General features: G+C 61.5%; 21 protein-coding genes. 11 read left to right on the forward strand and 10 right to left on the reverse strand.

What is annotated here, in order from left to right:
* Positions 1-25 precede the first annotated feature (25 nt).
* Genes ACR0LW_RS15830 through deoC form a run of 3 tightly spaced genes read right to left on the reverse strand, consistent with a single transcriptional unit; the run spans position 26 to position 4,240 of the window.
* Positions 26-835 carry an SDR family oxidoreductase gene (locus ACR0LW_RS15830; RefSeq protein WP_170521336.1) on the reverse strand — a complete coding sequence of 270 codons (810 nt, stop codon included), beginning with the start codon at positions 833-835 and terminating at the stop codon, positions 26-28.
* Between the two features lie 25 nt (positions 836-860).
* The gene (locus tag ACR0LW_RS15835) at positions 861-3,194 is read right to left on the reverse strand and encodes an aldehyde dehydrogenase family protein (RefSeq protein ID WP_480883211.1); all 2,334 of its coding nucleotides are present in this window, start codon (positions 3,192-3,194) and stop codon (positions 861-863) included.
* A 47-nt stretch (positions 3,195-3,241) separates the two neighbouring features.
* Positions 3,242-4,240: a deoxyribose-phosphate aldolase gene (gene deoC, locus ACR0LW_RS15840; RefSeq protein ID WP_480883212.1), complete on the reverse strand. Its 999-nt coding sequence runs from the start codon at positions 4,238-4,240 to the stop codon at positions 3,242-3,244.
* A gap of 203 nt (positions 4,241-4,443) precedes the next feature.
* Between deoC and ACR0LW_RS15845 the strand changes: the two genes are divergently transcribed.
* From ACR0LW_RS15845 to ACR0LW_RS15870, 6 genes are all read left to right on the forward strand, one after another.
* Positions 4,444-5,397 carry a metal ABC transporter solute-binding protein, Zn/Mn family gene (locus ACR0LW_RS15845; RefSeq protein ID WP_480883213.1) on the forward strand — a complete coding sequence of 318 codons (954 nt, stop codon included), beginning with the start codon at positions 4,444-4,446 and terminating at the stop codon, positions 5,395-5,397.
* A gap of 3 nt (positions 5,398-5,400) precedes the next feature.
* Positions 5,401-6,204: a metal ABC transporter ATP-binding protein gene (locus tag ACR0LW_RS15850; RefSeq protein WP_170623189.1), complete on the forward strand. Its 804-nt coding sequence runs from the start codon at positions 5,401-5,403 to the stop codon at positions 6,202-6,204.
* A gap of 3 nt (positions 6,205-6,207) precedes the next feature.
* On the forward strand, positions 6,208-7,413 hold the full coding sequence (locus tag ACR0LW_RS15855; RefSeq protein WP_480883214.1) for a metal ABC transporter permease: 1,206 nt from the start codon (positions 6,208-6,210) through the stop codon (positions 7,411-7,413).
* A complete protein-coding gene (locus tag ACR0LW_RS15860; RefSeq protein WP_170623185.1) occupies positions 7,410-8,339 on the forward strand; it encodes a metal ABC transporter permease in 930 nt (309 codons plus the stop codon). The genes ACR0LW_RS15855 and ACR0LW_RS15860 overlap by 4 nt, the downstream gene beginning before the upstream one ends.
* Positions 8,340-8,627: 288 nt before the next feature.
* A complete protein-coding gene (mutL, locus tag ACR0LW_RS15865; protein WP_480883215.1) occupies positions 8,628-10,487 on the forward strand; it encodes a DNA mismatch repair endonuclease MutL in 1,860 nt (619 codons plus the stop codon).
* 57 nt (positions 10,488-10,544) lie between these two features.
* A complete protein-coding gene (locus ACR0LW_RS15870) occupies positions 10,545-11,774 on the forward strand; it encodes a DNA recombination protein RmuC (RefSeq protein WP_480883227.1) in 1,230 nt (409 codons plus the stop codon).
* A gap of 3 nt (positions 11,775-11,777) precedes the next feature.
* On the opposite strand, the gene ACR0LW_RS15875 is transcribed toward ACR0LW_RS15870, so the two are convergent.
* The 3 genes from ACR0LW_RS15875 to ACR0LW_RS15885 are packed head-to-tail and all read right to left on the reverse strand — an operon-like array spanning position 11,778 to position 13,548.
* Positions 11,778-12,182: a hypothetical protein gene (locus tag ACR0LW_RS15875; protein ID WP_480883216.1), complete on the reverse strand. Its 405-nt coding sequence runs from the start codon at positions 12,180-12,182 to the stop codon at positions 11,778-11,780.
* Between the two features lie 48 nt (positions 12,183-12,230).
* Positions 12,231-12,881 (reverse strand): ChrR family anti-sigma-E factor, encoded by a 651-nt coding sequence (locus ACR0LW_RS15880; protein WP_170521409.1) that lies wholly within the window; start codon positions 12,879-12,881, stop codon positions 12,231-12,233.
* Between the two features lie 10 nt (positions 12,882-12,891).
* On the reverse strand, positions 12,892-13,548 hold the full coding sequence (locus tag ACR0LW_RS15885) for a sigma-70 family RNA polymerase sigma factor (protein WP_170521351.1): 657 nt from the start codon (positions 13,546-13,548) through the stop codon (positions 12,892-12,894).
* Positions 13,549-13,696: 148 nt separating this feature from the next.
* On the opposite strand from ACR0LW_RS15885, the gene ACR0LW_RS15890 reads away from it, so the two are divergent.
* From ACR0LW_RS15890 to ACR0LW_RS15905, 4 genes are all read left to right on the forward strand, one after another.
* On the forward strand, positions 13,697-14,467 hold the full coding sequence (locus ACR0LW_RS15890; protein WP_480883217.1) for a DUF1365 domain-containing protein: 771 nt from the start codon (positions 13,697-13,699) through the stop codon (positions 14,465-14,467).
* A gap of 87 nt (positions 14,468-14,554) precedes the next feature.
* The gene (locus ACR0LW_RS15895) at positions 14,555-14,872 is read left to right on the forward strand and encodes a DUF3775 domain-containing protein (RefSeq protein ID WP_480883218.1); all 318 of its coding nucleotides are present in this window, start codon (positions 14,555-14,557) and stop codon (positions 14,870-14,872) included.
* Between the two features lie 148 nt (positions 14,873-15,020).
* Entirely contained in the window at positions 15,021-15,248 is a 228-nt protein-coding gene (locus ACR0LW_RS15900) for a YjiS-like domain-containing protein (protein ID WP_170521357.1), read from the forward strand.
* Between the two features lie 49 nt (positions 15,249-15,297).
* Positions 15,298-15,498 (forward strand): YjiS-like domain-containing protein, encoded by a 201-nt coding sequence (locus ACR0LW_RS15905; protein WP_480883219.1) that lies wholly within the window; start codon positions 15,298-15,300, stop codon positions 15,496-15,498.
* A gap of 120 nt (positions 15,499-15,618) precedes the next feature.
* On the opposite strand, the gene ACR0LW_RS15910 is transcribed toward ACR0LW_RS15905, so the two are convergent.
* Genes ACR0LW_RS15910 through ACR0LW_RS15925 form a run of 4 tightly spaced genes read right to left on the reverse strand, consistent with a single transcriptional unit; the run spans position 15,619 to position 19,124 of the window.
* Entirely contained in the window at positions 15,619-16,761 is a 1,143-nt protein-coding gene (locus ACR0LW_RS15910; protein ID WP_480883220.1) for a saccharopine dehydrogenase family protein, read from the reverse strand.
* A 3-nt stretch (positions 16,762-16,764) separates the two neighbouring features.
* Positions 16,765-17,820, reverse strand: coding sequence for a saccharopine dehydrogenase (locus ACR0LW_RS15915; RefSeq protein WP_480883221.1), 1,056 nt, complete (start codon positions 17,818-17,820; stop codon positions 16,765-16,767).
* Positions 17,821-17,834: 14 nt separating this feature from the next.
* The gene (locus ACR0LW_RS15920; RefSeq protein ID WP_480883222.1) at positions 17,835-18,449 is read right to left on the reverse strand and encodes a glutathione S-transferase family protein; all 615 of its coding nucleotides are present in this window, start codon (positions 18,447-18,449) and stop codon (positions 17,835-17,837) included.
* A gap of 24 nt (positions 18,450-18,473) precedes the next feature.
* Complete coding sequence (locus ACR0LW_RS15925) at positions 18,474-19,124, reverse strand: histidine phosphatase family protein (protein ID WP_480883223.1); 651 nt, start codon at positions 19,122-19,124, stop codon at positions 18,474-18,476.
* Positions 19,125-19,259: 135 nt separating this feature from the next.
* On the opposite strand from ACR0LW_RS15925, the gene ACR0LW_RS15930 reads away from it, so the two are divergent.
* Entirely contained in the window at positions 19,260-20,453 is a 1,194-nt protein-coding gene (locus ACR0LW_RS15930) for a Zn-dependent hydrolase (protein ID WP_480883224.1), read from the forward strand.
* Positions 20,454-20,845: the final 392 nt, after the last annotated feature.

Consider the following 20,845-nt stretch of genomic DNA (forward strand, 5'->3'; position numbering starts at 1 on the left):
CGTTGCTGCGCGTCTTGTAAGGGGTTCAGCCCTTTTTCATGCTACGCAGCATGTCGCCCATCATCTGCCCGAATTTGCCCGAGCCGCGCTGATACAGTGCGCCATCAACAGCCAGAACCGTGCCGCTGATATAGCTGGCCATGTCCGAGCTGAGGAACAGGCAGGCATTGGCCACATCCTGCGGCTGACCCCATCGGCCCAGCGGCACATCCTTGCGGATCTCTTCATGTGCGCCGTCCGATGGCGTCAGGCGTTTGGCGCCTTCGGTGCCTTCGATAAAGCCCGGCACAACCGAGTTCACACGGATGCCCTCGATCCCCCATTCCATCGACAAGGTGCGGGTGATCTGATCGACCCCTGCCTTGGCGGCGCAAACATGCGACTGGCCCTCATAGGGCAGATAGGATTGCGGGGCCGAGATATTGATGATGCTCGCGCCGGGGCGCTTGAGGTAGGGATAGGCCCCTTTCATCACATGGATCGTGCCCATCAGGTCGATATCGATCACGGTTTTGAACGCATTGACCGACATTTCAGAGGCCAGCGCCGGGAAGTTGCCCGCCGCGCCCGAGACCAGAACGTCGAAATCCCCGAACGCCTCGTGGAACTGTTTCAACCCCTCGGCCACCGCATCCGGGTCGCGCACGTCAAAGGCCGCGCCGATGGCATCCGCCGCACCGACCTCTTTCAATGCGGCAACAGTATCGTCCACCTTCTCCTGAGACCGGCTGGCGACGGCCAGCTTGGCCCCCGAGGCGGCAAACGCCTCGGCAATGCCTCGGTTGATGCCGCTGGTGCCGCCGATGACGATGACGGTTTGTCCTGAAAAATCCATATGGGCCTCCCGTGATGCGGGAGCCCTACTCGCCGTAGGGCACCCAGATGTTCTTCACCTCGGTCGCAGCTTGCAGGAAGCGGCGGGAATGGTCTACGCCCCAATCGACTGCCGTCGCGTTATTGACCCATGTGCGTTTCAGGTTCCCGGCTGATGCCGCCTCGATCTCGGCCGACAGGTCGGTGGACGAGAAGGACCAGACCGCATCCACGTTCAGATGCGCGGCCAGCGGTTTCGCCAGTTCTGTGTGGCTGCCGGTCAGGATGTTGACCACGCCCGCAGGCACGTCCGAAGTTTCGAGGATCTGATAGAAATCCGTCGCCGCCAGCGGATAGGGCTCGGAGGCCGCCAGAACCACCCGGTTGCCCATCGCAATCGCAGGGGCCATGGCCGAGACCAGACCCAGCAGCGGAGCCTCATCCGCGCAGAGCGCACCGATGACGCCAACCGGTTCTTTCATGGCAATGGCGACGCCCCGGATCGGAACGCCATGCACCTGACCGTCATATTTGTCGGCCCAGGCCGCAGCGGTGAACAGGCGCTGGATCGAGGCTTCGACCTCTTTCGCGCCGTCCTTTTTGCCGGTCATGGCGTCGATCCGCGCGGCGAATTCACTGGCACGGACCGAGAGGTTTTCGCCGATGTAATACAGGATCTGCGCCCGCAGATGGCCGGTGGTTTTGGACCAGCCCTTGGCCCCCGCCGCCGCCTCAACCGCGTTGCGGACGTCCTTGCGGTTGGCCAGACCCACATGGCCCAGCAGGCCGGATTTGCCCCAGACGGGCTTCGAATAGCCGCCATCGGGCCGCGCCTGCTTGCCGCCGACATACATCTTGGCGGTGCGGTCGATCGGATCGACCGGAGTACCTTCGCCGGTCGCCGCCTCGACCTTGGCCAAAGGTTTGGCCTTGCCCTTGGGTTTGGTGTAGGCCGTCAGACCTTCCCAGCCGCCTTCACGACCAAAGCCGCTTTCGCGCACGCCGCCGAATCCGGCGGCAGCGTCGAACAGATTGGTCGCGTTCACCCAGACCACGCCCGCAACCAGCTTGGGCGCGATATCCAGCGCGAGGTTCACATTCTCGGTCCAGACTGTCGCCGCCAGCCCGTAGCGGGTGTTGTTGGCCAGTTCCACCGCCTCTTCCGGGGTGCGGAAGGTCGAAGACACCAGTACCGGGCCAAAAATCTCCTCCTGCATCAGCGGGTCCGAGGTCTCCAGCCCCGAAATCAGCGTCGGCGGATAGTAACAGCCGTTTGCAGGCAGGTCACAGGCCGCCTGATGCACGTGGCCCACCGTGTTGCTTTCGACCATCCCTTTGATAGTCTGCAACTGCACCGGGTCCACAACCGCGCCGACATCGATGCATTTGTCCAGCGGATCACCGATGCGCAAACCGTCCATCCGGGCGCGCAGTTTCTCGTGGAAACGGTCGGAGATGCCCTCCTGCACCAGCAGGCGGGAGCCCGCACAGCAGACCTGACCCTGATTGAACCAGATCGCGTCCACCAGACCTTCGATGGCGGAATCGATATCGGCGTCATCGAACACGACATAGGCCGACTTGCCGCCCAGCTCCAACGTCAGTTCCTTGCCGGAACCCGCCGTCGCCTCACGAATGCGCCGCCCAACAACGGTCGAACCGGTGAAGGCGATTTTGTCCACGTCTGCGTTCACGATCGTCTCACCCACGGCCCCATCGCCGGTGACGATATTCACGACACCTTTCGGCAACCCGGCCTGCGAGCAGATATCGGCAAACAGCAAAGCGGTCAGCGAGGTATATTCGGCCGGTTTCAGAACCACCGTATTCCCCATCGCCAGCGCCGGCGCGATCTTCCATGCCAGCATCAGCAGCGGGAAGTTCCAGGGGATGATCTGACCGCACACGCCCAGCGCTTCAGCATTGGGCAATTCGCTTTCCATCAACTGCGCCATGCCCGCGTGGTAATAGAAGTGCCGCTGAGCCAGCGGGATGTCGATGTCCCGCGATTCACGGATCGGTTTGCCGTTGTCCATGCTCTCCAGCACCGCAAACAGCCGCGCATGTTTCTGCAGCAGCCGCGCTATGGCATAGAGGTATCGCGCACGACCAGCGCCGCCCAGCTTCTCCCATTTAGGCTGTGCCTTGCGGGCGGCAGCAACGGCAGCGTCCACATCACCCTGTTTGGCTTGTGTCAGCTTGGCCAGCACCTCTCCGGTCGCCGGGTTGCGGCTGTCGAAGCCTTTGCCGGGCTTGGTGAAGGCCCCATCGATGTAATGGCCGAACGTGTCGCCCTGATCGGCCAGCCAGGCCAGCGCCTCGGCAGCGCTTTCGGGGGCGGGGCCGTATTCCATGGTCTCGAAAATCTCTTTGACTGTCATTGCTTCATCTTTTCCCAAATACTCGCTGTCCAGACCTGTCCACGGGCTCAGCCCATGGAATGTCTGTACCCAGCCGAGTAAGCCCCGGTCACATAGTGTTCCAACTGCCGCTCAATATCGCCCAGCAGCGACGATGCACCAAAGCGGAACAGGTCGGGTTCCAGCCAGCGGTCGCCCAGCTCATCCTTGATCAGCGACAGGTAGACCAGCGCGTCCTTGGCTTTGGAAATCCCGCCCGCAGGCTTGTAGCCAACGCGATACCCGGTCCGATCATAGTAATCCCGGATCGCCCGGATCATCACCAGCGACACGGGCAGGGTGGCATTAACGCTTTCCTTCCCGGTCGAGGTCTTGATGAAATCCGCCCCCGCCATCATGCAGACCAGCGAGGCGCGCGCGACGTTGCGCAGCGACCCAAGTTCGCCGGTCGCGAGAATGGCTTTGATATGGGCATCGCCGCAGGCCACGCGGAACGCCTTCATCTCGTCATACAATGCCTGCCAATCCCCCGACAGCACGTGACGGCGCGAGATGACGATGTCGATCTCTTCGGCCCCGGCTTTGACGCTTTCCTCGATCTCGGCCACGCGCAGATGGAACGGCGAAAGGCCCGCCGGGAAGCCGGTGGAGACTGCGGCGACGGGGATGCCGGTGCCTTCAAGCGCCTGAACCGCCGTGTCGATCATGTCGTGATAGACACAAACGGCCCCAGTGGTGATCGGTGGCATGTCCAGCGCCTGCAGGGTGGCCGACGATACCGGCTGCCGCGCCTTGGCGCACAGGCGGCGCACGCGACCGACCGTATCATCACCCGACAAGGTGGTCAGGTCGATCATCGTGATCGCCTTCAGCAGCCATGCCGCCTGATACTCTTTCTTCACCGACCGCCGACCGGGCAGGGTCGCCGCGCGCCGTTCAATGGCCGAGGTATTGGCCTGCACCGCGCGGACCCAGTCCAGATCAAGCTCCATACCGGGGTTTCTGGGTTCGGTCACTTGCGGCAGATGCGCGGTGCGCACGGGGCTTTCTGAGCTCTGCGTATCCATCATCACGTCCTTTGGGAGGTTTGCGCCAAAATCGCACGGGACGCCCGCAAATGGAAGGTATCAGGTGCGCTTGGGTGCAAATTTTTTGACCATTTGGAAAAATAATTGCAGGTTTTGTTGCGAATAATTCGCAATTGCGTTGACTTAGTTGCGAATGGTTCTCATATTCAATCTCAACACGGAACCTAATCTGGGGTCTGAACATGATTCGTCGCAGTTTTCTTGCTGCCATGGCTTTTGCCGCATCGATGCCGTTCGCCGCATGGGCGGAGGCACCGCTGAAAGTTGTCGCCACCACCGGGATGATCGCGGATGCCGTGCGACAGGTGGGTGGCGATCAGGTCGAGGTGAAAGGCCTGATGGGCCCCGGCGTCGACCCGCATGCCTATCGCCAGACCCGCAGTGACATCGTTGCGATGACCCGTGCCGATCTTGTGCTGTGGCATGGTCTCTACCTCGAAGCGCAGATGGAAGATTTCTTCGGCGATCTCGGACGCAAACAGACCGTGATCGCGGTGGCCGAAGGCATCGACAAGACCAAGCTGCGCGCCCATGACGATTACGCCGACAAATACGACCCGCATGTCTGGATGAGCCCGACCCTTTGGGGCGATGTCGTGACCGTGGTTCAGGCAGCACTGACCGAGGCGCGCCCCGAAGCGGCAGAGGTTTTTGCCGCTAACGCAACCGCGCATTTGGCCGAACTGGAGGCTTTGACAGCCTATGCTGATCAGGTTTTGACTGCCGTGCCTGAAAACAACCGCGTGCTGGTCACAGCCCATGATGCCTTTGGCTATTTCGGCGCGGCCTATGGTTACGAGGTGATGGGCGTTCAGGGCATCTCGACCCAGTCCGAGGCTGGTTTGAACCGGATCGGAGAACTGGTCGATACGTTGGTGGACCGCAAGTTGACCGCTGTTTTTGTGGAAAGTTCGGTCTCTGACCGCTCGATGCGCGCGCTGATCGAAGGGGCTGCGGCCAAGGGTCATGAGGTGACTGTGGGTGGCGAATTGTACTCGGATGCAATGGGCGAGCCGGGCACGTATGAGGGCACCTATATCGGCATGCTGGATCACAACATCACGGTGATTGGTGGGGCGTTGGGGGCCGATGTACCGGAACGCGGTTTGAACGGCAGATTGTCGGCGGGGTTCTGAGCGATGCTTGAACTGGCCACAGATAAGGGTGTCTCGGTCGTTGAGCACAGCATAGGCGACAGCCCCTTGGCCATTCGGGGTCTGACTGTGTCCTACGGGCAGAAACCGGCTGTCTTTTCGGTGGACATGACCGTTCAGCCGGGGGCCATGACAGCCATTATCGGCCCGAACGGGGCCGGGAAATCGACCTTGCTGAAAGCGGCGCTTGGGATCGTGTCCCCTTTGTCGGGCCGGGTAACGGTGTTTGGCGAACCGCTTGAGGCGCAGCGTGCCCGGATCGCTTATGTGCCGCAGCGGGCCAGTGTTGATTGGGACTTTCCGACCCGCGTGATTGATGTGGTCCTGATGGGTCTGTCCCGGCAGCTGGGCCTGCTGGGCCGCGTCCGCGCGCGCCATAAGGCGGCGGCGATGGATTGCCTGAACCGCGTGGGCATGCGCGATTTTGCGGATCGTCAGATCGGGCAGCTTTCGGGGGGGCAGCAACAGCGCGTGTTTCTGGCCCGCGCGCTGGCTCAGGACGCTGACCTGTATCTGTTGGACGAACCCTTTGCCGGGGTTGATGCGGCCACCGAAAAGGCCATCATCGCGGTGCTGAAATCGCTGAAAGAGGCGGGCAAAACCGTCGTGGTCGTGCATCACGATCTGGCCACCGTCACCGACTATTTCGATCATGTCTTCCTGATCAACACCCGCAAGGTTGCCGAAGGCCCGGTGGCCGAGGCGTTTACCGCCGAAACCCTGCAATCCGCCTATGGGGGCCGTCTGGCCACCGCGCAAATCGACCAGATTTCGCGTGCGCTGGGGTAACACATGCTCTGGGATGCTCTGAGTCTGCAGCTTGGCTATAACGCCACGCTGGTTGCTATCGGTGCGAGTTTGCTGGGCGTCTCGGCAGGAGTGACCGGGACTTTCCTGTTTCTGCGCAAACGCGCACTTGTCAGCGATGCGATCAGCCATGCGACCCTGCCGGGTGTGTGCCTGGCCTTCATGGTGCTGGTGGCACTGGGCGGGGATGGGCGCAATCTGCTGGGCCTGCTGGCCGGATCCGCGGTCTCGGCCTGGATTGGCCTGCTGTGTATGAACTGTCTGACCCGCAACACGCGTCTGGCCGAAGATGCCGCGATTGGCGCGGTCCTGTCGGTGTTCTTTGGCTTTGGCATCGTCCTGCTGACGGTCATTCAGACCATGGGCGTCGGCCGTCAGGCGGGGCTCGAGGGGGTTCTGCTGGGGTCGACCGCCGGGATGTTATGGGCAGACGCTTTGATCATCGCTATCGGTGGCGCGGCTACGCTGGTGCTGGTCCTGATCCTGCGCCGCCCTATGACTCTGGTTGCCTTCGATCCCGAATACGCAGCAGCCCGAGGGCTGCCGGTGCATCGCATTGATCTTGCCATGATGGGCCTTGTTATGGCCGTGACTGTGGTTGGTTTGAAGATCGTCGGCCTGATCCTGATTGTCGCCTTGCTGATCATCCCCCCGGTCACGGCCCGGTTCTGGTCGGAACGGTCAGACAACGTGGTGATTTTGGCCGGTCTGGCAGGTGGTTTGGCGGGCTATATCGGGGCCGCTTTGTCGGCGACTGCGCCAAACCTGCCGACCGGGCCGATCATCGTTCTGGTCAGTTTCGGCTTCTTCGTTCTGTCACTGTTCTTTGCGCCGGTGCGCGGTGTGTTGGCGGCTGTGCTGCGTCACCTGCGTTTCCAGCGCCGCGTTCACATCCGTCAGGGGTTGCTGGCCTTGGCGCAGGGTCAAAAGATCTACGAACCGCTGACCCTGCGCCTGCTGCGCCGCGCCGATCTGGTCCGCGCCGACGGGGTGGCGACCGAGGCCGGAAAGGCCCGCGCCGCCAAGGCCTTGCGCGACGAAAAACGGTGGGAGATCGTGCGCGCGGACCAAGCGCATGAGGCGACGGCGGCGCTCTATGACGGGTTGCGCGACATTGAAACCGTGCTGACCCGCGACCAGATCGCTGACATCGACCGCCGGATCGGCAACCCGCAGGAGGTTCCGGCATGAGCGGTGAGGAATTTGTCCCCCTGTCCCTGACGCCGCTGCTGATCGGTACCTTTGCGGCCATTGCCTGCGCGCTGCCCGGCAACTTTCTGGTGCTGCGCAAACAGGCCCTGATCGGGGATGCAATCAGCCATGTGGTCCTGCCCGGCATTGTCGTGGCCTTTCTGGTGACCGGAGCGATTTCGACCTGGCCCATGATGCTGGGCGCGGCGGGCGCGGCGATTGTGGCCGTGATCCTGATCGAGGCGATCCGGCGGCTGGGTCAGATCGAACCGGGGGCCGCCATGGGCGTGGTCTTTACCACCATGTTTGCAGCGGGCGTGCTGTTGTTGGAGCAGACCGACACTTCGACCGTGCATCTGGATGTGGAACATGCGCTTTACGGCAATCTGGAAAGCCTGATCTGGCTGGATGCAACCGGCTGGTCCTCGCTTTGGGATTGGCAGGCGCTGGCGGGCCTGCCGCCCGAACTGCCCCGGATCGCCATTGCTCTGCTGGGCGTTCTGCTGTTCACCTTCCTGTTCTGGCGTCCGCTGAAAATCTCGACCTTTGACGAAGGGTTCGCACGCACCATGGGCATCCGCACCAATGCGTTGGGTTTGGCCCTGGTGATCGTGGCGGCGATTGCAGCGGTCGCCGCGTTTGATGCGGTCGGGTCGATCATCGTGATCGCCATGTTCATCTGCCCGCCCGCAGCGGCCCGGATGATGACCAACCGGCTGGAAACCCAAATCGCGTGGAGCGTTGGTTTTGCGGTAATTTCAGCCGTGTCGGGTTATGTGTTGGCGGGCTACGGCCCGCTCTGGCTGGGTGCGGCGGATGCTGTCAGCGCCGCAGGCATGATCGCCACGATGTCCGGGTTGATCCTGGCCCTGACCGCAATCTTTGGTCCATGTCGGACGCGGGTCGGGGCGCACACGACTGCGTGAATTGGCGTTTTCCTGCCAGTGCTGTCCGCAGGTCATCGGCTGAACTCTGCCAAGACGGCCAAAGCGACAGTCTTAATAAGCCTTTTAGGCAAGCGCGTGTTAGATCGTGTTCATTGAAGGCTGAATACCTACCACTCACTTCGGCATGTCCGGGCAGTTGCGGTGCGAGGCCAGCGAATGCGCCCGCCGTCGATTGCCCGGACTTCCCCCTCTCTGAACGCTAATCCAAGCTGAATCACCGTTCAAACCGGTGGCAGAATCGCGTGCGGCTATGCTAGGTGTGGTGGTATGGCGCAATCAAACCCCAATATCAGCGACATTCGCCCTGTCATCCGGCAACTCGACGAAGCTGCGATCAATCGAATCGCGGCAGGCGAGGTGGTGGAGCGTCCGGCCTCGGCCGTGAAAGAGCTAGTCGAGAACGCAATCGATGCCGGGGCCACACGGGTTGCCATTGATATTGCCGATGGCGGCAAGACCCTGATCCGGGTCACCGATGATGGCTGCGGCATCGCGCCGGATGATCTGCCGCTGGCTTTGTCGCGGCATGCGACCTCGAAGATCGATGGGTCGGATTTGCTGAATATCCACACATTCGGGTTCCGGGGTGAGGCGCTGCCATCACTGGGCGCCGTGGGTCGGTTGACGATCACCAGCCGGGTGCCTGGGGCCGAGGCTGCGCAAATCCATGTTGCGGGCGGCAAGGCTGAGGCGGTCAAACCCGCCGCTCTGCGCGCAGGAACCGTTGTCGAACTGCGCGATCTGTTCTTCGCCACGCCCGCCCGGTTGAAGTTCATGCGCACCGACCGGGCCGAGGCGCAGGCGATCACCGATACCGTCAAACGTCTGGCCATGGCCGAACCGGCTGTGACCTTCACCCTGCGCGATGTCTCGGGCGGGGGCGAGGGGCGGGTGACCTTCCGCGCCGACCGCGAGAATGGCGATCTGTTCGACGCGCTGCACGCCCGTCTGGCCCGCGTTATTGGCCGCGAGTTCGCCGAAAACGCCCTGCGGATCGACGCCACGCGCGAGGGTATCCGTCTGTACGGTTATGCCGCGCTGCCCACCTATTCGCGCGGTGCGGCGGTGGCGCAGTATCTGTTCGTCAATGGCCGCCCCGTCCGTGACAAGATGCTGACCGGCGCTCTGCGTGCGGCCTATTTCGATTTCCTTAGCCGTGACCGTCACCCGGCGGCGGCGCTGTTCATCGACTGTGATCCGACACTTGTGGATGTGAACGTGCACCCTGCCAAATCCGAGGTCCGGTTCCGCGACCCCGGTGTGGCGCGGGGGCTGATCGTGTCCGCCCTGCGGCACGCCCTGGCCGAGGCCGGTCATCGCGCGTCCTCGACCGTGGCCAACGCGACCTTGGGGGCGATGCGCCCGGAACCGGCGCAACCTGCGCCGGCGCGGGTTTATCAGATGGACCGGCCCTCTCCTGCAGCACGGCAGGCCGCGTACCGCGCGCAGTCTCCGGGGTTCGCCGAACTGGCCAATGATTACAGCGGCAGTATTGTCGAACCGTCGCCTGTCAGCGCCCCGGTTGCCGATGAACCCCCAGCGCAGGATCTGCCGCTGGGGGCCGCACGCGGACAGGTACATGAGAACTACATCATCGCCCAGACCGCCGATGGCATGGTGATCGTCGACCAGCATGCGGCGCATGAGCGGCTGGTGTATGAGAAACTCAAAACCCAGATGGCCGAAAACGGCGTCGCGGCGCAGGCGCTGCTGATCCCGGAAATCGTGGAACTGTCCGAGGGCGATTGCGCCCGCCTGATGGCTGTGGCCGATGACCTGTCGCGCCTTGGCCTGACACTGGAACCCTTCGGCGGCGGGGCCATTGCCGTGCGCGAAACCCCGGCCATTCTGGGTGAGGTCGATGCCCGCGCGATGATCCTGGATATCCTTGATGAACTGTCCGATCAGGGCGAAAGCCAGATGGTGCAGGCGCGGATCGAGGCGATCCTCAGCCGTGTGGCCTGTCACGGGTCAATCCGCTCGGGCCGCCGGATGCGCGCCGAGGAGATGAACGCCCTGCTGCGCGAGATGGAGGCGACGCCCCATTCCGGCCAATGCAACCACGGGCGGCCGACCTATGTGGAACTGAAACTCAGCGATATCGAACGGCTGTTCGGGCGCAGTTGATCCGGTGCTGCGAACGCGTTAAGAAGATCGAAACAAAACGAGAACATATTGAGCGACATGATCGAGATTGCAGGCACCCAATACGCGCTGAATGACCCCGTGGTCCTGACTGTTGGGGGCGTGGTGGCGCTGATTCTGCTTCTGTTGTTCCTGTCGTTGCGGGCGGCCAACCGATCGGCCCGGATGACGGAACCGCTGGCGCGGCAGATGGCGCATCTGGGCCAGCACGTGCAGCAGTTGGGACAAGGGCAGGAACAGTTGCGCGGTGGGTTGCAGCATGTCTCGGACACGCAGGCGAACGCGCAGGTGCAGGTGATCCAGACAGTCGAATCGCGCCTGTCCTCGGTGCAGCAGCAGATGAATGACCGGCTGGCGGACAATGCGATGAAATCGGCCCGCGCTTTGGCCGAGATGCAGGAGCGGATGAAGGAATCGCTGCATGGCTCATCGAAACAGACCGCAACATCCCTGACGCAGTTGCAGGAACGTCTGGCCGCCATCGACAAGGCGCAGGACAATATCACCAAACTGTCGGGCGATGTGCTGTCTTTGCAGGATATTCTGTCGAACAAACAGACCCGCGGGGCGTTTGGTGAGATTCAGTTGAACGACATCGTCTCCAAGGCGCTGCCGTCGGACAGTTTCCAGTTGCAGGCGACGCTGTCGAACGGGCGTCGCGCCGATTGTCTGATCAACCTGCCGAACCCGCCGGGGCCGATTGTGATCGACAGCAAATTCCCGCTCGAGGCGTATGAGGCGCTGATCGCGTCCACCAACGACGCCGAGTTGAAGGCGGCGGTGCAGATGTTCCGCAGCACGGTGCGCAAGCATATCAACGATATTTCCGAGAAATACATTCTGGACGGCGAAACCGCCGACGGCGCGCTGATGTTTCTGCCGTCCGAGGCGGTCTATGCCGAGTTGCACGCCAATTTCCCCGAACTGGTGCAGGAGAGTTTTTCGAAACGCGTCTGGATCGTTTCGCCTACCACCTGCATGGCGACGCTGAACACGATGCGCGCGATCCTGAAAGACGCAAGGATGCGGGAACAGGCAGGGGCAATCCGCAAGGAACTGGGTCTGCTGCACAAGGATGTGGAACGTCTTGGTGACCGGGTGTCCAATCTGGATCGGCATTTCGGACAGGCGGCCAAGGATATATCGGAAATCAAGATCAGCGCGGAAAAGGCGGGCCGCAGGGCGCAGCGGCTGGACAATTTCGATTTCGAGGAACTGGCCCCCGACGATCGCACAAACGTGGTTCCGTTGGGCAAGACCGAAGGCTAGGGCCTATTGGATCGACAGGTCCAGATTGTACCCAACCGTCTTTCCGGAATCGCGGTCGTTGCCCATCAGATAGACACGGATTGTATAGTCTCCATCTGCGGGCAGGGTGATCCGGGCAGTGTTGCCCTCAATTGACCCGTTGTAGATCGCCACGCCATCGCTGCCGGGTGGCAGGATGTTGAAATAAATCACTCCATTTCCATTGGTGTCGCTGACTTGAAGTTCGGCGAACATCTCTTGCCCGGCCCGCGCATCGAGCAGATAGTCGATATACTCATCGCCAGTGACGGTCCCGCCAACCATCGTGCCAAAATTTCCCGGCTCGAACTGCACCTCGGCCTTCATCTGGGCCGAGGTGATGGGGGCAACACAAACAAGCGCCAATGTCATCAGGATTCTTGGGATCACATTCCTACCCCTTACGTCGCGTGTTGCCGCGAGAATGAAATCGGTGGCTCAGATGCGCAGGAAAGGCTGAAGCAAGCGTGGCACCAGTTTGGTGAATTTCAGCGGCGCATCCGTCACGGCCAGACAGATGCAATCCTCTGTCATATCAGCGACCGGAGTATGTTCCAGATCCTCATCTGCGATCTCGACATCGCCGCGGGCAAAGCGATCCACTTCGTCCGAAAAAGCGCCTTGCAGAACCATGGTCAGTTCGGTGCCGTTATGCCCGTGATCCGGCACGGCCACACCCGCCGGAATGAACAACAGCCGCGCGGTCGCCTCGTTTGTGGTCGGCAGGATCGCCTGTTTGACGCCCATACCAATGGGCTTCCACTTGATGTCGTCCACAGTTCCGCCGACATAATCTTGCAGGGGGGTCGGCAGGACGGCGCAGCCCGGACGGGCGGGCTTGGGGGTCGGTGCGCCTTGGGCGATCAGGGCCATTGTGGCAGCCAGTGACGTGTCGCTCATGCTCATCGCATCGGATTGCTCTTCCAGAACATGCCCACCCACAGCGTCAAAGCTCTCGGCCCGTGCGCGGCAGTGGTCACACAGTGACAGATGCGTCGCGACCATCAGGTCGAACGCTTCGGGCAGAGAGCCGGCGGCATAAGCCATCAGCAGATCGTCCGTCAGGTGATGTTTGATCGGGTTGCTCATCTTACTCATCTCAGTTCATCGCGTGGCGCAAGCGGTCCAGCGCCAGCCGTATCCGTGATTTGATCGTGCCCAGCGGTAATCCGGTCTCAGATGCAATCTCTCGATGGCTCAGATCTCCGAAATACGCCTTTTCGATCAGCTGTCTCTGCGCCTCTGGCAATGCCGACAGGGCATTGCGCAGTTGCGCGGTTTCCTGTTGCAACGCAATGACATCGTCCTGATCCGGCTCGGCCTCGGGTCCCCACCCCAGCTCTTCGGGTTCGGGGCGGCGTTGCTTGCGCAGCACGTCAATGCGTTTGTTCCGAGCGATGGTGAACACCCAGGTGGCCACCGTTGCCCGTGCCGGATCGAACAGATGGGCCTTGTGCCACAAGGTCGCCATCACCTCTTGCGCGCATTCTTCGGCCATCGCGGCGTCTGATCCTGATTTCATCAGGAACGCCTTGATGCGTGGCGCGAAGTGCTGGAACAGCTCGGCAAAAGCCGCCTGATCCTGCGCGTCCCGGATGCGTCGAACATGGTCCACCCACTCGGTCCTGGTGTCGCAACTGGCTTTCGTTCCGTTCACCTGTCTACCCTTGATGCGTTTCTTTGCGCGCCAAGGCTGAGGGGCGGCCCGTTCGGCCGCGGGTTCGTCCAAGGTCACGGTATTGATCTCGGTAAACATAACCACATTACGGTGGGTGGCCCAAGACGGATCACTTTCGCGCGACAAAATAATCCAATCTGCGCTAGGTTTCGTATTGGATACAAACGGTGTTCGCGGAAAAGAGCGCCATTTGAACAGTTTACAGGCACAGCGGATACGCGGCGAAATGAAGAAAATCGATCATATCGCAGGTCACACCTATCACGGACGCAAAGGCGCGATACGGAATGCGTTTCGCTATTCGGTCGACTATATCCTGCTGGACCCCGAGGCCGACCCCGAGACACCTTTCCTGTTCTCGATCGACCGGGCAAACGTTACCAACTGGCGCGGCACCGATCATGGCGGAGAACCGAGGCAGGGTGTCGGCGCACAATGGCTGCGGGCGCGGTTCGATGACATGGATGTGCCGCCGCCCGCGCAGATCATGTTGCTGACGCAGCCCCGCGTGCTGGGCCATGTGTTCAACCCGGTCAGCTTCTGGTTCTGCTTCGACAGCAAGGATCAGCTATACGCCGTGGTGGCCGAGGTCACGAACACCTATGGCACCCGCCACAGCTATGTCTGCCACAAGCCGGATTTCGTGCCGATCGACCCGTCGGATCGGGTGGTTGCGGACAAGCTGATGCATGTTTCGCCGTTTCAGGTCATTGAAGGAAGCTACACGTTCCGCTTTGACTATCGGCCCGAGCGGGTTGGGGTCTGGATCGATTACGGACGAAAGGGTGGTGGCCTGATCGCCACGTTGACCGGACCGCGTCAACCGCTGACCAACCGCACGATCCTTTGGTCGCTGCTGCGCCGACCTTTTGGGGCGCGACGGACATTCACGCTGATCGTCTGGCAGGCGCTGAAGCTGTGGCTGAAAAAGGCGCGTTTCCGCCCGTTTCGCACCGCGCCGGTGCCTGATCATCCGGTATCGCGGGTCCGGCGCTAGCGCGGGCCTTGTTTGCGTAAGATCAAAGACTCGGGCGTGGCGAACAGGTCAGATGGCCGTGAACCGCGAACACGAGGAGCTGAAGACATGCTGGAAATTTCGGCAAGAAAAGTCGCCCAGGTGGCCATGATGGGCCGCGAGCTGGAACGGGCAGAAGGCGAATTGCGCGCCTTTGTCGACCGCATGAGCGAGGACGAACAGGCCGAACTGGTCGCCATCATGTGGGTCGGCCGCGAGAGTTTTTTCGCCGAGGATCTTGCCGAAGCCATCGCAACGGCCAAATCCGAAGCCTCGACCCCCTGTGCGGATTACCTGATTGGCACGCCGCACCTGTCGGATCATCTGGAGAACGGGCTGGATGCGCTGGGGATTTCGGCTGAGGATGTTGAGAATGATCTGATGTAGCGGCGGCCAGCGCCCAGTTTTCATACAGTGCAATCACCCATCTCAAAAAGTTAACGAACATTAACGAGGCCGCGTAGTTTCGTTAATGACCCGCTCCTTTATTTGAACTCAGACGGCCTGAAACCCCGAGTTCAAGGAGGAGAGAGAAATGGAACTTTTGCACACCGCCAGACCGCAGAACAGCCTGCTTGCTTCCCTGATGTCCACCTACGCAGACGCCCGCATCGAACTCAACCGGCGTCGGACATATGCACAAGCCACCCGCGTATTGGAAAACCTGAGCGACCGTCAATTGCAGGACATTGGCGTCCCTCGCAGTCAGATCAACCAGATTGCATATGACAATACCTACAACGGCCCGCGCCTCCGCAGATGAAGGCGCAACGGAACACCATTGGTTTTGGAACATGTCGGGAGGTTGAAAGATGTTTGACGGAAACCCTGTGAGTGAAATGACGCCTGCGGCAAGCGCCTTATTACTGTTTGATCGTGCAATGAAGATACGCGGGATCAGTGCCGATATTGTGTGTGCGGCTCAGGAGTTGAACCGGATGTCAGATCACGAGCTGTCGGAGCTTGGCATAAACCGAAGTGATGTCGAGGACACAATCCAGCGCTACATTTGAAGGGGTGGTCTGACGCGACCACGTCAAGAGCTTGCGTTGTCTTTGGTGACCGCTGAAATCAAATAGCCATTCCAGTCGAAACGGAATGGCTATTTGGTGTTTCGGGTGTCGTGACCAGCCTTAGGCCAGATGATCCACAACTTGCAGATGCTGCGCCAGCGTATCGATCTCAGCCATCCAATCCTGTACCAGTTTCGGATCGCTGGGGGCCGCGTGCACGCCTGCGGGTATGGCGCGGTTCAGGACGGCCTCGATGGCCAGTGAGACCGGGATCGACACCAGCCGCGCCATGGCGGTGCCGCGTTGGTCACCCCAGGCGTCCATGACGTAGGTTTTGTGCCAGACCGGAATGCCGTCTTTCTCGGCCTTCAGGGCGACGCAGAGGACCACGCGGTCGGGCTCGCCCTCGTCATAGGCGTTTTCGGTCCAGAACTGGTCCGACATCTCTTTCAGGCGGGCGTCGCCTTGCGCTCCCGAGAGGGTCTCGATTTCCGTGAACACATCCGCCCACGCATCCGCCCAGCCGTTCAGGCGCAGGGTGCCGCGGACGAATTCCTTGACCGGCCAGTGATCCTCGAAATGGTACTGCGCCATGAAGGGGATCGAGTCGCGGTTCGGGTAGACCTCAAAGCTTTCCGGTGTGGCCAGGGGCGCGATATAGCTGCTGATCGCGTCCCATGGGCGGACGACGTCCAGCGGGGCGTAGTCGCGGATCGATTTCGAAGGTGAGCGCAGGGCTTTCAGCACACCCAGCGGCGACCAGCTGAACTTGTAGCGGAACGGGTTGGGGTGCTTGGGGATACCGCCGCAATACGAGATGAAGCTCAGGTGGTTTTCCGCATCGAACGCGTCCGAGGCGCGGTAGTCGTCAACCAGCGCGTGCGCCATCAGGTGGTCGATGCCGGGATCCAGCCCGACCTCGTTAACCAGCGCCACACCGGCCTCGCGCGCCTTGTCGTCCAGCGCGCGTATCTCGGGCGCGATGTAGGACGACGAGACGAAATTGGCCTGTTTCGAGATCGCCAGTTCCGCCAGCGGCACGTGCCAGTCGCCCGGCAGCATCGAGACGATCACGTCGCCCTTTGCCAGAACCGCACCCAAAGCGTCGATGTCAAAGGCGCGGATGTCGTCGGTCAGGTCTCCGACCTCGGCCTGGGCCTTTTCGATGGTCCGGTTCCAGACGGTGACCTTGTGCCCGCCTTCGATCAGGCGGCGCAGGCCGGGGATGGCCGACAGGCCGGTGCCACACCAGTGAATGGTCATCGTTCAGATCCCTTCGATATGGGTTTTGTAGGTTGCTTCTGCCCGGCCCCAGACGCCGCTGTCCAGATCGGTCAGCGTCAGCAGAGAGGGCAGCAGTTGCGCGGCATAGTCCTGCGAGCTTTCGACCGGCAGCATCGATGGCAGGTTGTCGATGGCCATCACGTCCATCACCGGATCGGTGGCCACGCGTACGGCGGGGGCGTCCCATGTGGTGGCGCGGTCGTACACAGGCACCGGGTTGTAATCGCTGTCGGGATCGCAGGCGACGTCGCCGATGGCGGTCAGTTTGCGCGGGGCGGTCAAGGCCTCTTGCGGGACAAAGACGGGTGTGCCGGGGCGGGCGAAGATGCAGTTCAGGAACAGGTCGTGGTTCAGGATTTCGGGGAACGGCCCGCCGCTGGCGGTCTCGGCCATGTCCCATTTGGTTACGGGGACGCCCATCGCCTCGCACAGATCCGCCGCCCCGGTGCCGACACGGCCAAGGGCACCGATGACGATGGCGCGGGGGCGGGTGGCCCCCGTCGCGTCGAGTTCGGCCAGCAGTTCGGCATTCAGCGCATCTTTGCCGGGATAGACGCCGACCGGCGGGCATTGCTGTCCGCGTTGCTGCGCGGCCCATGTTTTCAGCGTGACCGCAGCCCCGGCATAGCCCGCCCAGTAGCCAAAGGCGGCGACCCGGCGGCCATCCTCATTCACCAAATATTCCAGATCGTACAACGTGCCGCCGCCAGCCTTGAACCGTTCCAGCAATGCGCGGCCCGAATGCTGGCCCTTATACGCATGGCCGAACATGATGTGGCGATGGGGCAGGGGGGTGCCGTCCTCGGGCAGTTCCTTGAGGCCAAAGATGATCGCATCCAGCGGCGCTTCGGGCCAGGAATTTTCAGCCGCGATCTCGCAACCGGCGGCGTTGTAACCATCAATCGCAATGGCGCGAACCGAACTTTCCTCGACCGTCACGCGGATACCAGCCGCGATCAGGGCGGCGGCCCCTTCGGGGGTCAGCCCCACCCGTTCTTCGTTCGGGCGCTGTTCTGCCCGGACCCAGAGATGTGTCATGCGTTGTCCTTTTGTCAGAGCATTCCGGCGGCCCGCACCGCCTGTACCGATGCGCGCGCCTCCATCGCCTCGCGGAAGGCCAAAATCTTGGGAAAGGCCGAGACGTCAACGCCGTCACCCTCAAGCCAGCTGCAAACGACATACAGATACGCATCCGCCAGCGAGAACCGGTCGCCCAGTACAAACGGCCCGCGCAACCCGTTCGACGAGATATAGTCGCAGGATGCGGTCATCGTTTGCGGAACCTTGTCCTTCATGTCATTCCAGCTGGCTTTCCTGTCAGCCCAACGCGGCCCGCGAATTTTGTGGGCGTGGTTCACATGCATGGTCGAGGCGAGGTAATACATCACCTCGCGCATCCGTGCCGCCATGACCGGATCATCCGGCACCAACCCTGCGTCGGGTGCCATTGCTGCAACGTAGTCCAGCAGCGCACCGGTTTCGGTCAGGATACCACCATCGACCACCAGCGCCGGAACACGCCCCTTGGGGTTGATCTGATGATAGGCCGGTTTGGTCTGCTCGCCCGCGGCAAAGTCGATCCGAACGGTCTCATAGTCCAGCCCGGCCTCTTCCAGTGCGATGGCAACGGCAACGGAAATCGTGCGTGGGGCATAGTAAAGCTGCATCATGAACCTCCATATCCGTGCTGATCACAGATGCGTCTGGGCATAGTGCCGGTCGGGGGCTTCCAGATGCGGCACCGCGTTGAACAGAACCGGGCTCAGCTGCGCACCGATCGGATGCAGACGATGGACCGAGGTGTTCATGATGGCAAGGGCCACCCGTGCCATGGATGGTATGTCCAGCCCCATCGCCTGCCGCACCACCATCGAGATCAACCCGCCCGAGGTGACAACGATGGCTGGCCCGCCCTCGGTTCCGATGTCGCGCAGCGCATCGCGAACGCGGGTTTCGAACTGGTCAAAGGTTTCCGGCGCGTTCTCGATGTCACCCTTGGCCCAGGCGGCGAAGGTCTTGGGCAGGTGCTCGACAAAGCCCTCGCGATCCGTGGGGACCGCTACGCCGTGCTGCTCCTCGAACAGTTGGGCAATCGTGAAATACTCGATCTCGTTCAGCCGCGCGTCACGGATCGGATCATTCAGCCCCATGCTGGCGGCGGTTTCGGCGTGGCGGGTCAGGGTGCCGCAATAGACGCGCGTATAATGGCTGCGCGTGTCCCGCAGATGCGCACCCAACCAGCGGGCCTGCTGATGCCCCAGATCGCTGAGCTTGTCATAGTTCTTCTCGTCCCGCGCCGCCGTGTTGGCCTGCCCGTGACGCACCAAAGTGATATGTGACATGTCGGTCCCTCTTACGCAGACGTCTTAGGGCACGTTCCATGCAGGGACCAGAGGGGTTTCGCGCCCGCCCGAAAAAATCCTCGCTGCGGGGTCATTTGTGGCTATGTTCGGCGTGGATAGCGTAGGAGGGGGTCAATGCCAGTCGATCACAAACGGTTCTTGTCCGATCTGCACATGCTGCGCACATTCGGCGCGTCGGGTGTTGGCAAGGGGGTGGTCCGTCCCGCCTATTCACAGGCCGATATCGCCGCGCGGAAATGGCTGGCCGGGCGCATGGCCGAGGCTGGCCTGACACCGCATTTTGACCCGGTCGGGAACTTGTTCGGGTTGGCAGACGGTCCGTCTTTGCTGATGGGGTCGCATTCCGACAGCCAGCCCGAAGGCGGTTGGCTGGACGGCGCGCTGGGTGTCATCGCTGCGCTTGAAGTGGCGCGATCCAGCGACCGCCCAATCTCGGTCGTGAGTTTTCAGGATGAAGAGGGGCGCTTTGGCGTCACCACCGGGTCCGCGGTCTGGTCCGGCGGGTTGCCGCTGGAGAAGGCGGATGCGTTGACCGACGGTTCCGGTGTCCGATTTGCCGAGGCGCGATCGGGTATGGCCGACCTTTCACAAGGTTTTGTGGACCCGTCCCGGTTCGGTGGTTTCATCGAGATGCATATCGAACAGGGCCCTGCGCTGAACGCCTCAGATCAGCAGATCGGCGTGGTCACGGATATTGTCGGCATTCGCGATATGTCGATCACGTTTGAGGGTCAGCAGAACCATGCGGGCACCACACCCATGCATCTGCGCCGCGATGCGTTTCAGGCCCTCTCCCTGTTCAATGCGCGCCTGAATGACCGGTTTCAGAATGTTGTGACGCCGCAAACCGTCTGGACCATCGGGCGCGTGGATCTTCATCCCAATGCCTCCTCCATCGTGCCGGGGAGGGTGCGATTCTCGATGCAATGGCGCGATGGCGATGCAGATCGTCTGGTCCGCATGGAAGATATCGTCCGGGAAACTGCCGAAAGCGTGGCCGTGGAACTGGGGATGGTGCTGTATTTCGGCACGATGTTGGGGCTAGAGCCTGTTGCCATGCATAAGACGCTGCGCGGTGCGTTAGAGCGGGGGGCCGAGCAGGTCGCGCCGGGCAATTGGCAGCAGATGCCATCGGGGGCCTTGCACGATGCCACCAACGTGTCACGCCTGATGCCGGTTGCGATGCTGTTTGTGCCCTCGATCAACGGAATCAGCCATGATTTTGCCGAAGACACGGCTGAAAGTGACCTGATCGCCGGTCTCCGGGTGCTGGAACATGCCGTCGCCGCATTGAATGGTCAGAATTGACAATTGGTTGCCAATTCACTGATATATGGTGGAAAATTTTAAGCTGTGTGGTGCAGGTTTGGCCTCCACTGCGGATATTCACGAAGCTGTGCCACCCTGATCGTTTTGCGAGTGTTGCGTAACGGAAAAAAGTTTCCTATAGGAACATCAGGGATGCATGCGCCCGTATACTGGCCGGTCCGGTGGCGGCTCAGGCCGGAAATCCTGGGCTGAATCGTTGCAAAAAATGCAACTTTGGTCAGACTGGCGGATATGCGTTCTGACAAATTGAACCACAGAAGGTTTTCGCCATGACCTCACCGAAACGCACGCCCTTGTACGCCTTGCACGTTGATTTGGGAGGTAAGCTGGTTGATTTTGCGGGCTGGGAGATGCCTGTTCAGTATCCGATG

It is taken from the genome of Ruegeria sp. N4, from assembly GCF_056531425.1.